The sequence below is a fragment of the Streptomyces malaysiensis subsp. malaysiensis genome (assembly GCF_040653035.1).
Lineage (GTDB): Bacteria > Actinomycetota > Actinomycetes > Streptomycetales > Streptomycetaceae > Streptomyces > Streptomyces malaysiensis.
The window spans coordinates 67,775-79,983 of sequence record NZ_JBEZNG010000038.1; the positions used below are offsets into that span (position 1 = coordinate 67,775).

Here is a 12,209-nt window from a genome sequence, read left to right on the forward strand (position 1 = left end):
CTCGCCTTCCCTCAGTTCGCCGGTCCGCCAACGGTGCGAGCGGAGGGGAAGTCCACGGGGCGCTTCTCCCGGAATGCCTGGCGTGCTTCGGCGTAGTCGGCACCGGCGAAGTCGAGGATCTCGAGTGCCGAGGACAGCTCGTGCTGAGGCATCGCGTTGGTGAGCCAGGCGTTGAGCGCGCGCTTGGTGAAACGGAGCGCCTGCTGGGAACCGCGGGCCAGCTGGGACGCGACCTCGAGGGCGCGGGGCAGCACCTGCTCGCGGGGGACGGACAGGCTCACGAGCCCGATCCGCTCGGCCTCGGCGCCCGTCAGCTTCTCGGAGGTGAGCACGTAGTACTTGGTCTTGGCCATGCCGACAAGCAACGGCCAGATGAGTGCGGCGTGGTCGCCGGCGGTCACACCGACCTTGGTGTGGCCTTCTATCAGCACCGCGTCGTCCGCGGCGATGCTGATGTCGGCGAGAAGCGCGGTCGACAGCCCGTAGCCGACCGCGGGGCCGTTGATCGCGGAGATGATGGGCTTCTCGATGCGCAACATCGTCGCGACCCGCTTGCGTTCGGTCTCCAGCATCGCGAGCGCGTCCTCGGGCGTGGGGTCGGGCTGAGCGACGTCCATCCCGGTACAGAAGGCTTTGCCGGCCCCGGTGATGACGACGACACGGGTCTGTTCGTCGCGCTCGACGTCGGCCCAGATCTGGTTCATCTCCTCGAACATCGGCAGGGTGAGCGCGTTGTACCGCTCGGGTCGATTGATCGTGATGAGGAGGACACCGTCGTCGCGGCGTTCGACTAGGACGTCGCCAGTGCCGTGCTTGTAGAGGTCACTCATCGCGCGGTCTCCTTGGTGTGGTTGGCGTGGTATTGGCGGAGTGCTTCTTCGTGGGCGGGGCGTGCGGCGCGGATGTCGGCGAGGACGTCGTCGGCCGAGCGCACGACGTTGCGGGGGTGCTTGAAGCGGGGGATGACGTACTTGCCGAAGAGTTCGATCGAGCGCATCAGCTGGTCGTGGGGCAGGCTGTCGACACGCAGGACGAGTGCTTCGACGCCCATGTCCGCGTATCGCTGGACGTGTTCGATGCAGTGCTCGGGGTCGCCGACCATGAAGCCCTGGGAGCGTTCGAACATGTACTCTTCGTCGTTGAAGTCGATGTCCTTGACAGCGCCCATGTAGGCGTAGTCCTTCGACAGCTTCGACAGGCGCTCATATGCGTCGGTGGACAGCTTGGCCATCTCGAACAGGGGCTTCGCCTCGAGGCGGGCCTGGGCAGTGGTCTCGGCGCAGTGCATACCACCGGCGACCGCGACCATCTTGCGTGGTGTGATCGGGTAGGGGTGGTTGGTGGCGGCGAGGGTCTTGTCGTAGAGCTTGAGCATGTTTTCGACGAGGTCGAAGCCGAGGTAGAGGCCGCCCATGATGGCGCCGATGCCCATGGAGGCGGCGGTTTCGACGGAGCTGGGGCTGCCGGCGGCGGCTGAGATGGGTGGGTAGGGGCCCTGTAGGGGCTTGGGGACGAGGCTGCGCGGCGGGATCTTGTAGTGCTCGCCCACGTACGAGAACACGTCGTCGAGGAACGCGCTCCGGATCAGCTCGATGCCCTCACGCCACTGAGCCTTGTTCTCGGAAGGGTCGACCTCGAACGCGCGCAGGGCGAGCGTGGTGTTGCCGCGCCCGGTACCAAGCTCGACACGGCCGTTGGACAGGATGTCCTCGGTCGCCACACGCTCCGCGACGCGCAGCGCATGGTTCATCCGTGTCGGCAGCAGTGTCACCAGGTGGATGAAGCGGATCCGGCTGGTGAGGGCCATGAGGTAGGGGTAGAGCACCTCCGGAGCGGAGACCGAGGCCGTGCCGAGGGCGACGTGCTGTTCGGAGCTGCCGAAGGCGTCGAAGCCGACGCGCTCTGCGAGCAGTACTTCCTCGATCAGTTCCCGGTAGCGGTGTTCGTGTGTGAGTCCGACCGGGGTGTCTCCCTCGGTCATGAGGATGAAGTCCATACCGTCCCTTCCACCGAATGTTATTCGGCGATAACGTAGGACGTAGCCCAGCCCAGGTCAAGCCCCCGTTGGGGGTGATAGGTGTTAGTTACGATTAACGTGTGCGGGTCTGGACTGCGGGCCTCTAGGAGGAGTGACCACACATGAGCGAGTTGCGGATTGAGCGTTTGACCTCGCCTGACATCGCGAGCGCCATCGCGAGTGGTATGCGTACGGCGGTCCTGCCGTTGGGCGCCACGGAGCAGCACGGTGCGCACCTGCCGATGTCGGTCGACAGTGATCACGCCGATCGGCTGGGTGTTCTTGTCGCCGAGCGGCTTGGCGACGCGCTTGTGCTACCGACGGTGCGGATCGGCTGCTCGTCGCACCACCTCGGCTTCGCCGGAACGCTCTCGCTGCGGGCCGAGACGCTCGAGGCGATCTGCGCCGACTGCTGCGCGAGCCTTGCCGCGCACGGCTTCCGCCGGGTGCTGATCTTCTCGGCGCATATCGGCAACTACCCGGTGCTCAGCGACATCGAGCCGAAGCTCGCCGCGCGGCTTCCCTCCGACCTGGACGTCATCGCGTTCGCGGACTCGGCAGCGGTCCTCCGTGCGTGGCGCGATGCCGCTCAACGCGTCGCCGGCCTCGCCGACCACGTCGGAGGCCATGCCGACATCGCCGAAAGTTCGATCATGCTGGCCGTGCGGCCGGACGCCGTGAGGAACGATCGCGCCGCCGCAGGTTTCACCGGGTCCATGGATGACGCGTTGCTGGCCCGTGTATTCACTGACGGTGTCAAGGCAGTCTCACCTGGCGGGGTGCTCGGTGATCCGCGCGGCATGTCGTCTGAGCTGGGCTTCGCCTGTCTGACCGCGGTGGCGGACCTGCTTGCGGAACACGCAAAGGCACGTTATCGGCCACTCACCTAGACTAGACTTCACGCGTGTCGAGCTCACCTACACCCCGTACCGCGTCTCCCCGTGCCACCCGTCGGCAGGTGCTGATCAAGGTCGCCGGAGAGTTGTTCAACGAGCGTGCCTTCGATGCGGTCACCACTGAGATGATCGGCGCGCGTGCCGGTGTGACCGGCCCCGCGCTCTACCGGCACTTCCCGAGCAAGCAGGCGTTGCTGATCGCCGTGCTCGAGGATCCGCTGAACGAACTGCTGGTTCATGCCCGCGAGACGGCGGCCGAGGTGACGGATCCACGCAAGGCACTCGAGGAGATGATCGATTACCACGTCAAACGCAGTCTCCAGAACGTTCCGTCCACGCTGGTGTTCCTGAAGAACGAACACAACGTCCCCGAGGACGAACGCCACCGCATGCGACGCATGATGCGCCTCTACGCCGAAGAGTGGAGCGGACTGGTCTCCCGGCTGCGGCCCGACCTGTCAGACGCGCAGACCCGCATCCTCACCCACGCCGTCTTCTCGATGATCAACGCGGTACCCCAGTTCAACAGCGGCCTCGATCCCGACATCGTCGCGACGACCATCCGCACCGCCGCGATCAACGCGCTACTCATTCCCGCGGACGCGGTCTGAAAGAGGAGCCGCCTTCAAGAGCGCGGCTCGTAGCCGGCGACCTGATCCAGGCTGTGATGTCCAACCGCGGCGCGTGCGGTGACCGCTACCGCAGCCCGTAGATCACTACGGTGTTGCCCCATGGGTCCCGGGCCACGGCCCGGACCTCGTGCGGGCCCTGCTCGGGCTCCCGGACTACGGATCCGCCGCCCTGTACGAGGGCGGTGAGCGCTGAGGCCACGTCGGGGACTTTGAACGACGCCGCGGGCACCCCACCGGTGACGTCCTCGGCCGGGCCGGTCAGGGCCAACGTGGTGCTGCCGGCGTCGAGGGCGGCGTAGCGGTCGCCGTCGACGAACTTCGTGGCCAGGCCGAGGGTTTCGGTGTAGAAACGCACGGCGGCGTCGATATCGGCCACCGGGTGCAGCACGTTCCCGATCTTCACGGGGTCGGTCTCCACGGATTCGCTCACCGGACCCAGAGCTGATGAGCCGGGTTCGATGTCCTTCATATAACGCTCTGCCCGAGGTGGAGGAAATCACCGCGGTACCACATCACCGGCTTGCCGCTGCCTATGCGCACGTCGTGCACGCGACCGATGAGAATTACGTGGTCGCCGCCGGGTACGGCCTGCTCCAGCTCGCAGCGGATGACCGCTGCGGCCTCGGGCAGTATCGGATGACCGCCCTCATCGGACTCGAAGCTCCCGTGCGCGAACTTGTCCTCGCCCTTCGTGGCGAACCTCATGGCCAACTTCGCATGCGCGGGCGTCGCGATGTTCACGACGAACTGCTCAGCCGCTATGAAGGCCGGGAAGCAGTCCGCTCCTTGGTCCAGGCAAACGAGAACAAGTGGTGGATCGAGCGACAGCGCCGCGAAGGAACTCGCGGTGAACCCATGCAGAGTGCCCCCGGCACTTCGGGTCGTCACGATCGTCACGCCGGCAGGGAAGCGGGCCAACGCCGAACGGAAGGCAGCCGCGTCCAGCCCTTGGACCTGATCAGCCATTCCACACCTCGCGGACAGCTCGGGCGACAGGACCGTGGTGGACGATGCGCGCGTTGGCGAGGGCGGCGCCGGGCTGCTTCTCGTCGGACCACCTGTCAGTACGTTCACGCGCGAGCCTGGTCGGGGTGTTCCCCTCAGCCATGATGATGACGTCCATACCGACCCTTTCGCTCGAATGTTATTGGCGAATAACATATGGCTTGGCTTAGGCGCGGTCAAGTCCCTGGATGAGGGGGCAGAGCCGTTAGTGTGCGATAACTAAGGGAGGTGGCCGGAGCGCGTGGTGGCGTTCCGGCCAGCCGCTGTGGGTGGCGCTTCAGGCCGTCGGGCGCTTGACGTGGGCGGTGAGGCGTTCCCAGTTGCGGTGGCCGATGTCGGCCTTCTGCTCGTCGGTGAAGGGTGAGTTCTCCAGGAAGGAGCGGGCTTCACCGTTGCTGGTGTCGACGTAGGGGAAGCCGCCGGGGCGGAAGCCGTAGGTGAAGGGGTAGTCGGTGGAGTACAGCATCCGGTCGGTGCCCATCACCTCGGCGGTCCAGCGCAGGTAACGGGGGCTGTTGGTGCCACTGCCGGCAACCCAGAAGTTCTGCTTGAAGTAGTCCGCCAGGGGCTGCCGCAGACCGCCTGCCTCACCGAAGTAGCCGGTGTGGTCGAGGTAGAACATCACGACCTCTCCCCAGTGTCCGGCGATCACCCGCAGGTCGGGGAACCGGTCGAAGACCCCGGAGAAGATCATGCGCAGGTACTGGACGCCGAGGTCGTAGTACCAGCCGAGCCCGGCGCCGGCCAGCACCGGGCCCATGGGCTCGGGGAGGTTGGAGTAGTACGCGTCGATGACGGGCTGGACCGGTGTCTGCGGGTGGAAGTGCAGCGGCACGGCGAGGCGCTCGGCCATCGCGTACAGCTCGTCGTTGTCCGGGTGGTCGGCCAGCTTGTCGCCGGTACGCCCGTACAGCATGGCCCCGGGAAAGCCCAGCTCGACCACCGCGCGCTCCAGCTCGGCCGCGGCCGCGGCCGGCGACTGGGTGGGAATCGCGGCGAACGCCTGGAAGCGATCGGGCCGGGAAGCGACGATCTCGGCAAGCTGGTCATTGGCCTCGCGCGCCACCGCCACGGCGTCGGCCTCGGGCAGGTCCTGCACGCCCGGAGTCGACAGGGACAGCACGGCGACGTCGATGCCCTGGTCGTCCATGTGGGCCAGCCGCTGCTCGCCGACCTCGTGCAGGTTCTTCGCGGTCGGGCTGTCCCCGAAGCCGCGCGAGTAGATCTGCGGCGATCCGGCCCGCTGGTACGCCTCGTAGACGGCCGGTACGACGACGGTCTCTTCCACCCCGATGATCCGCAAACGGTCGGACATGACGGTTCTCCTCGTGCTGATGTTTCCAGTGGAACTGATAAAACGTTACCACCGATAATATCGATGCCAACGCGAAGCGGACGCCGTGGCCGGCCTGCTGGAGAGCGGGGGTCGCGACGCGGTCACCACCCGGGAATCAGCTGTGGAGGAACCGGGGCCGGGCGGCGCCGCCCGTGCCATGCGCGCGGCATTGCCCGGCCGGAAGGGCCTCAGTCAGGCCGAACGGCAGCTTCTGACGGAATGGCTCCAGCGGCTGTCCGTATAGCCGCGCCCCGCGACCGGCCTTAAGTCCATGATCGTCGGCTTGGTGGCAATCGCTGCTCCACAAGGCCGATTCCGCGGCCGCGGCCCAGACGATGGAAGCCCGCGCTCCTGCCGCTCGCCGCGGGTCACGATCAAGGGCGCCGGGTATGGATCGGCGTGCTCTCGCCACGCCCTCGCTCGTCGGCCTCGTCGTTATCGACAGATAACGTTTTCGCCCTCTATCAGGGCCTTGACCTGGGCTGGGCTACGTCCTACGTTATCGCCGAATAACATTCGGTGGAAGGGACGGTATGGACTTCATCCTCATGACCGAGGGGGACACCCCGGTCGGACTCACACACGAACACCGCTACCGGGAACTGATCGAGGAAGTACTGCTCGCAGAGCGCGTCGGCTTCGACGCCTTCGGCAGCTCCGAACAGCACGTCGCCCTCGGCACGGCCTCGGTCTCCGCTCCGGAGGTGCTCTACCCCTACCTCATGGCCCTCACCAGCCGGATCCGCTTCATCCACCTGGTGACGCTGCTGCCGACGTGGATGAACCATGCGCTGCGCGTCGCGGAGCGTGTGGCGACCGAGGACATCCTGTCCAACGGCCGTGTCGAGCTTTACGACAAGACCCTCGCCGCCACCCACCACCCGCACCCGATCACACCACGCAAGATGGTCGCCATCGCAGGCGGAATGCACTGCGCCGAAACCACCGCACAGGCCCGCACCGAAGCCAAACCCCTCTTCGAGATGGCCAAGCTCTCCACCGACGCCTACGAACGACTCTCCAAGCTCTCCCAGGACTACGCCTACATGGGCGCCGTCAAAGACATCGACTTCAACGACGAAGAGTACATGTTCGAACACTCCCAAGGCTTCATCGTCGGCGACCCCGACCACTGCATCCAACACGTCCAGCGATACGCCGACATGGGCGCCGACGCACTCGTCCTACGCGTCGACAGCCTCCCCCACCACCAACTACTCCGCTCCATCGAACTCTTCGGCAAATACGTCATCCCCCACTTCAAAAACCCCCGCAACATCGTCCGCCCAGCCGACGACGTCCTCGCCGACATCCGCGCCGCACGCCCCGCCCACGAAGAAGCACTCCGCCAATACCACGCCAACCACACCAAGGAGACCGCGCGATGACCCACGACGTGGACTCCTTGTCCTTCGAGCCGTTGACCCCGACGTCGTATCTGGATCGTGCCGCGGCGGCGCACGGGGATCGGGTCGCGGTGGTCGATGGGCGGTCCCGGTGGACCTATGCGGAGCTGCGTGATCGGTGTCAGCGGTTGGCGGGCGGGTTGGCCTCGTTGGCCGGGGGGCGTCCGGTGGCGGTGCTGGCACCGAACACGCATGTGTCGCTGGAGGCGCACTACGGGGTGGTGTGGGCGGGGGTGCCGCTGGTCGCGGTGAACACCCGGCTCTCGGTGGGTGAGGTCGCCTACATCCTGGAGCACTCCAAGGCGTCCGTGCTGATCCACGACCCGTCGTTCGACGTGTTGGTGGACGAGGCCCTCGCCCGGCTGGACGCCCCACCGCACCGGATCAGGGCGGGGCAGGAGTACGAGGATCTGCTGGCCGCTTCGGAGCCGCTGCACCTGACCCCGACCGACGAACGGGCGCTGCTGTCGATCAACTACACCTCGGGGACCACGGGCCGCCCGAAGGGTGTGATGTACCACCACCGGGGCGCGTTCCTCCAGGCCGTGGCGATGGTGGGGCACACCGGACTGACGCCGTCGAGCGTGCACCTGTGGACGCTGCCGATGTTCCACTGCAACGGATGGACGTTCCCGTGGGCGGTGACCGCGGCGGCCGGGACGCACGTCTGCCTGCCGAAGGTGGATCCGGCGGAGATATGGCGGCTGCTCCGGGAGGAGGGCGTCACCCACCTCAACGGGGCGCCGACGGTGCTGTCGATGATCGCTTACGCCCAGGAGGCCGCGCCACTGGACCGCACGGTGCGGATCGCCACCGGTGGGGCGCCGCCGTCGCCGGCGATCCTGCGGCGGACGGCGGAGCTGGGGTTCGAGGTCACGCACCTGTACGGGCTGACCGAGACCTACGGCCCGGCGATGCTGTGCGACTGGCGCCCGGAGTGGAACGACCGCGACGCCGCGGCACAAGCGCGGCTCAAAGCGCGCCAGGGCGTCGGGAACATGATCTCGTGCGTGCCGCGGGTGATCGCGGATGACGGTACGGACGTCCCCGCGGACGGTGTCACCACGGGGCAGATCGCGTTGCGCGGCAACAACCTCATGCTCGGCTACCTCGACGACCCGGAGGCCACCCTGGCGGCGGTGCCGGACGGATGGTTCCGGACCGGGGACATCGGCATCCTGCACCCCGACGGGTATGTGGAGCTGCGTGACCGCTCGAAGGACGTGATCGTCTCGGGTGGGGAGAACATCGCGTCGGTCGAGGTGGAGCAGGCGATCATGGATCATCCGGCGGTGCTGGAGGCGGCGGTGATCGCGGTGCCGGACGAGCGCTGGGGCGAGGTCCCTGCCGCCTATGTGAGCCTGCGGGAAGGCGCTACCGCCACCGAGGCGGAGATCATCGAGCATGTGCGGGGCAGGCTGGCCCGGTTCAAAGCGCCGAAGGTGGTCACGTTCACCGAGTTGCCGAAGACCTCCACCGGGAAGATCCAGAAGTTTGTGTTGCGGGACGAGGCATGGGCCGGGAGCGAGAGCCGCATCCGGTGAACGACATGAACGGTCCGGTGGCACACGAGGTCGTCGTCAGGGACTCCCTGAACGCGTCCGGTCGGCCCAGGTCTCGGGGCCCGCGGCAGGTGGTCGCCGTCATCCTCATGTGGCGAGGGCGCATCGGGTTGTTCAAACGCAGTGGATCTGTCCAGCATGACGCGGGCTTGTGGCATTGCATCACCGGATATCTGGACGCTGACAACGACCCGGTGCGGCAAGCCATCCAGGAGATCTGGGAGGAGACTCTGCTCCCCGCCCGCGCTCTGGAGCAGCTGACCGCGGGCCCCACGCTGCGTCTGGCCGACCCTCGTGGCGGGCCGGACTGGACCGTGCACACCTTTTTGGCCCGCACCGGTCAACGCCGACTCACTCTCAACTGGGAGCACAACGCATACCGGTGGGTACGGCCCTGGAAGCTGGCACAGTTCGACGGGCAGGTCGCATGGCTGACGGATGTCCTGCGAGCAGTCGACTCTCTGCCGTCGGCCACGGCGCGTGATGGGGCCGCGCGAGGTGGTCTGTGATGGTCGTGGAACCGAGGTCGGCCGGTGGCAACGGCGGTCCTGCCCAGGCGACGGAGCTCGCCGCGCTGAAGGTGGTCGGGCAGCGGGTGCTGTGGCTGTCCACCGCGATCATCGACCACGCCAACCGGGTACGTCGGTATAGGCGCCACCGCTCCTCTGTGGGGCGCCCTCGCACGGCGCTACGTGGAGGGGCCCTTCGGCGGTGCCGGGAGGGGGCATCCCGCACATCTCCACGGGCGATCTGTTCCGGGCCAACATCAGCAGGCAGACCGGGCTCGGGAAACGCGCGAAGGTCTCCATGGACGCCGGCGACCTCGTCCCCGACGAGCTCACCATCGCGATGGCGAAGGACCGCATGCAACAGCGGGATGCCGAGAACGGCTTCCTGCTCGACGGTTTCCCGCGCAACGTCTCGCAGGCCGAGGCGCTCGACGAGCTGCTGAAGACCGAGGGCAGCAAGCTGGACGCGGTTCTTGACCTCGAAGTCCCCGGGGGAGAGGTCATCAAGCGCATCGCCGGCCGGCGCATCTGCCGCAGCCGGCCGGCACATGTGGACGAGGTCACGCGGCGGGCGCTGGAAGCCCTCGAACGCCGCGTGTCCGATGCGTTCTGGACGGCCTCAGCCTGTCTCGCGGCCAGGCCGGACGCGAACGTGGCGGTCGCGTCCAGCGCCATAACCGGCGGCGGCCATGACCAGGCTCAATGCGGTGAGGAGCAGAAGAGCACCAGTCCAGCTGCCGCTGGTGTCGTGGAGGACGCCCAGAAGAAGGGGTCCGGCCGCGGCGACGAGATAGCCGATGGACTGAGCCATCCCGGCCAGGGCTGTGGTCTCGCTGGGACCAGTGGCACGCTGGCTCTGGAAGCTCAGGGCGAGCACGAGACAGACCCCGGCGCCCAACCCGAGAAGAGTGCACGCCGCGAGTGCGAGCGTCGGAAAGAGGAGCAGAAGCGCGAAGCCCGCGGCGACGATCGCTGAGCCCGCGGCGGCGGCGAAGCGCTGGTCGTGGCGGCCTCGAGTGATCAAAGGCAGCAACATGCCCGTGACCAGTGCGACGAGTTGGTAGTAGAACAGCGTCCAGCCGGCAGCCGTGGTGCTCATGCCCTGCTGACTGAGGATGCTGGGCAGCCAGGCGACGGCGGTGTAGAAGGCGAGGGATTGCAGGCCCATGAAGAAGGACACCTGCCACGCCAGCCAGGATCGCCATGGGGTTCGGGCGTGTGTCCCACGAGACCGTACGTCGCCGTCGGGCCGGGACCCGCGTAGCCGAGGCAGCCACACGGCGAGAGCGGCGACGGTGACGACTACTCCCCAGGCCAGGGCGGAATGCCAGGTTCCGGGTAGGACCCCGGCAAGCGGGACGGAGATGCCGGACGACAGAGCGGCGACCACTCCCATAGCGGTGACGTAGAGAGCGCTGACGGTATGAACCCGCGGGCCGGGCACGTGGGTGCGAATCACCGTAGGCAGCAGGACGTTGCCAACTGCGATCGCCACCGAGAGGATCACGGTTCCGACGAACAGACAGGCAAGCGAAGGCAGGGACCGGATCACGGTGCCCGCTGCCAGCACCGCGAGGGCGGCCACGAGGAGGCGGGTGGTGCCGAACCGGTGCGAGGTGCGCCCGACAAAGGGCGATGTCACAGCAAACACAAACAGCGGCAGGGTGCTCAGCACGCCACCCTCCGACGCGGTCAACCCGGTGTCGTGCTCGATGGCCGGCAGCAGTGTGCCCACACCCGTCAAGGTCGCGCGCAGGTTGGCCGCCACCAAAAGGATCGCGATCAGGAGGCCGACGGAAAGGGCGGGTGTAGTAACCGGTGTCTTCGGGGTGGCGATCCGGTCGGCCTTCGTAGCCGTGGTGAGGCCGGCGCGGGAGTTTCTCGAAGTGGTCACTGCTGTCGTTCCGTTCCGGTCTCGGTGAGCTTCACGATCTCGGTGGCGCAGTAGCGTGCGCCGACCTCGTCCTGGGCGGCGATCGCCTCGACGAGACGCCTGTGCAGAAGGCTGTGCTCCGCGGCCGTGGCGCTGGGCCAGACCATGCCGCCGATCTGTTCGGTGACCGCGATGCTGAGGACGTCGTACACCTCGGTGAGCAGGGCGTTCCCGCTGGCACTCACCACGGCCTGGTGGAAGCGGGTATCGACCTCCGCGCTGGCGGCCGTCTCCGGTGCATCCGCTGCCGCCTCGGCCTCGTCGAGGAGGTGCCGCAGGCGATTCAGGTCGTCTTCGGTACGCCGCAACGCGGCCAAGCCCGAGGCGTACTCCTCCAGCACTGCGCGCAGTTCCAGCACGTCGCTCCGCCTTGAGCTGTTGGCACGTCTCATCAGTACCGAGTGCATTTCGCTCGATGTCCGGACGTATGTCCCGTCACCCTTCCGAGCCTCCAGCAGGCCGAGATGCACCAGCGCGCCGAGCGCCTCGCGCACCGTCGTACGTCCGACTCCGAGTTGCTCGACCAGGTCATGTTCGGGCGGAATCCGCGTCCCTACAGGCCATGCGCCGGATGTGATCTGCTCACGAAGGGTGTCCACCAGTTGCGCCGACAGGCTCGCGACACGGCGCGGCGCACGAAGATCTTTCATAAGGTGACCCTAACACCGAATGTCTGACATCTGTACGTGATGTAGGTCGCCACCCGCCTTCGGCCGGGCTGCGTACGGTCCGCGCGGCAGACGTGTCACCCGCGTCTGGTGGAGGCGGTCAAGGGGAACTGAATGGAGCCACAGCGATCGTTCCTGTCAGTCCTTGAGCTCGCAGATGACCGCGCCCGAGGTGATGGATGTGCCGACCTCGGCGGCCAGGCCCTTGACGGTGCCGGCGCGGTGGGCGTTGAGGGGCTGTTCCA

Annotated in this window: 13 protein-coding genes and 1 pseudogene; 6 read left to right on the forward strand and 8 right to left on the reverse strand. The window is 67.1% G+C overall.

The genetic code is table 11. The features are described from left to right. Positions 1 to 11: 11 nt before the first annotated feature. Positions 12 to 830, reverse strand: a complete 819-nt coding sequence (locus AB0E24_RS41525; RefSeq protein ID WP_079256935.1) for an enoyl-CoA hydratase/isomerase family protein — start codon at positions 828 to 830, stop codon at positions 12 to 14. After that, positions 827 to 1,996, reverse strand: coding sequence for an LLM class flavin-dependent oxidoreductase (locus AB0E24_RS41530; RefSeq protein WP_359384903.1), 1,170 nt, complete (start codon positions 1,994 to 1,996; stop codon positions 827 to 829). The genes AB0E24_RS41525 and AB0E24_RS41530 overlap by 4 nt, the downstream gene beginning before the upstream one ends. Positions 1,997 to 2,139: 143 nt before the next feature. Here AB0E24_RS41530 and AB0E24_RS41535 point away from each other — a divergent pair, with 143 nt between their 5' ends. Together AB0E24_RS41535 and AB0E24_RS41540 are read left to right on the forward strand one after the other, a co-directional pair. After that, positions 2,140 to 2,907 (forward strand): creatininase family protein, encoded by a 768-nt coding sequence (locus AB0E24_RS41535; protein ID WP_359384905.1) that lies wholly within the window; start codon positions 2,140 to 2,142, stop codon positions 2,905 to 2,907. 68 nt (positions 2,908 to 2,975) lie between these two features. Continuing rightward, positions 2,976 to 3,524 carry a TetR/AcrR family transcriptional regulator gene (locus AB0E24_RS41540; protein WP_197710443.1) on the forward strand — a complete coding sequence of 183 codons (549 nt, stop codon included), beginning with the start codon at positions 2,976 to 2,978 and terminating at the stop codon, positions 3,522 to 3,524. Positions 3,525 to 3,609: 85 nt separating this feature from the next. Here the strand turns inward: AB0E24_RS41540 and AB0E24_RS41545 are convergent, their stop codons facing one another. From AB0E24_RS41545 to AB0E24_RS41555, 3 genes are all read right to left on the reverse strand, one after another. After that, entirely contained in the window at positions 3,610 to 3,975 is a 366-nt protein-coding gene (locus tag AB0E24_RS41545) for a VOC family protein (RefSeq protein WP_093703495.1), read from the reverse strand. Between the two features lie 35 nt (positions 3,976 to 4,010). Further along, on the reverse strand, positions 4,011 to 4,511 hold the full coding sequence (locus AB0E24_RS41550) for a flavin reductase family protein (protein WP_079256931.1): 501 nt from the start codon (positions 4,509 to 4,511) through the stop codon (positions 4,011 to 4,013). Positions 4,512 to 4,827: 316 nt separating this feature from the next. Next, positions 4,828 to 5,865, reverse strand: coding sequence for an amidohydrolase family protein (locus tag AB0E24_RS41555; RefSeq protein WP_079256930.1), 1,038 nt, complete (start codon positions 5,863 to 5,865; stop codon positions 4,828 to 4,830). 554 nt (positions 5,866 to 6,419) lie between these two features. On the opposite strand from AB0E24_RS41555, the gene AB0E24_RS41560 reads away from it, so the two are divergent. From AB0E24_RS41560 to AB0E24_RS41575, 4 genes and pseudogenes are all read left to right on the forward strand, one after another. Continuing rightward, positions 6,420 to 7,274 carry an LLM class flavin-dependent oxidoreductase gene (locus tag AB0E24_RS41560; protein WP_359384909.1) on the forward strand — a complete coding sequence of 285 codons (855 nt, stop codon included), beginning with the start codon at positions 6,420 to 6,422 and terminating at the stop codon, positions 7,272 to 7,274. Further along, a complete protein-coding gene (locus tag AB0E24_RS41565; protein ID WP_359384911.1) occupies positions 7,271 to 8,836 on the forward strand; it encodes an AMP-binding protein in 1,566 nt (521 codons plus the stop codon). Before AB0E24_RS41560 ends, AB0E24_RS41565 begins: the two co-directional genes overlap by 4 nt. A gap of 5 nt (positions 8,837 to 8,841) precedes the next feature. Continuing rightward, positions 8,842 to 9,363 carry an NUDIX domain-containing protein gene (locus AB0E24_RS41570; protein WP_359384913.1) on the forward strand — a complete coding sequence of 174 codons (522 nt, stop codon included), beginning with the start codon at positions 8,842 to 8,844 and terminating at the stop codon, positions 9,361 to 9,363. 202 nt (positions 9,364 to 9,565) lie between these two features. Next, positions 9,566 to 9,928: pseudogene (locus tag AB0E24_RS41575) on the forward strand (nucleoside monophosphate kinase); the annotation flags it as partial. A gap of 54 nt (positions 9,929 to 9,982) precedes the next feature. Here AB0E24_RS41575 and AB0E24_RS41580 read toward each other — a convergent pair. The 3 genes from AB0E24_RS41580 to AB0E24_RS46200 form a co-directional block, all read right to left on the reverse strand. Beyond that, positions 9,983 to 11,257 (reverse strand): CynX/NimT family MFS transporter, encoded by a 1,275-nt coding sequence (locus tag AB0E24_RS41580; protein ID WP_359384915.1) that lies wholly within the window; start codon positions 11,255 to 11,257, stop codon positions 9,983 to 9,985. Further along, complete coding sequence (locus AB0E24_RS41585) at positions 11,254 to 11,946, reverse strand: FadR/GntR family transcriptional regulator (RefSeq protein ID WP_359384917.1); 693 nt, start codon at positions 11,944 to 11,946, stop codon at positions 11,254 to 11,256. The genes AB0E24_RS41580 and AB0E24_RS41585 overlap by 4 nt, the downstream gene beginning before the upstream one ends. A 156-nt stretch (positions 11,947 to 12,102) precedes the next feature. Beyond that, a partial coding sequence (locus AB0E24_RS46200) for a biotin/lipoyl attachment domain-containing protein (RefSeq protein ID WP_518524789.1) occupies positions 12,103 to 12,209 on the reverse strand: 107 nt, incomplete at its 5' end.

What these genes read in the sequence shown, in the direction of transcription:
- AB0E24_RS41525 (WP_079256935.1), bottom strand. Translation starts at nt 830, where the DNA reads ATGAGTGACCTCTACAAGCACGGCACTGGCGACGTCCTAGTCGAACGC.
- AB0E24_RS41570 (WP_359384913.1), top strand. Translation starts at nt 8,842, where the DNA reads ATGAACGGTCCGGTGGCACACGAGGTCGTCGTCAGGGACTCCCTGAAC.
- AB0E24_RS41530 (WP_359384903.1), bottom strand. Translation starts at nt 1,996, where the DNA reads ATGGACTTCATCCTCATGACCGAGGGAGACACCCCGGTCGGACTCACA.
- AB0E24_RS41550 (WP_079256931.1), bottom strand. Translation starts at nt 4,511, where the DNA reads ATGGCTGATCAGGTCCAAGGGCTGGACGCGGCTGCCTTCCGTTCGGCG.
- AB0E24_RS41585 (WP_359384917.1), bottom strand. Translation starts at nt 11,946, where the DNA reads ATGAAAGATCTTCGTGCGCCGCGCCGTGTCGCGAGCCTGTCGGCGCAA.
- AB0E24_RS41555 (WP_079256930.1), bottom strand. Translation starts at nt 5,865, where the DNA reads ATGTCCGACCGTTTGCGGATCATCGGGGTGGAAGAGACCGTCGTCGTA.
- AB0E24_RS41535 (WP_359384905.1), top strand. Translation starts at nt 2,140, where the DNA reads ATGAGCGAGTTGCGGATTGAGCGTTTGACCTCGCCTGACATCGCGAGC.
- AB0E24_RS41560 (WP_359384909.1), top strand. Translation starts at nt 6,420, where the DNA reads ATGGACTTCATCCTCATGACCGAGGGGGACACCCCGGTCGGACTCACA.
- AB0E24_RS41565 (WP_359384911.1), top strand. Translation starts at nt 7,271, where the DNA reads ATGACCCACGACGTGGACTCCTTGTCCTTCGAGCCGTTGACCCCGACG.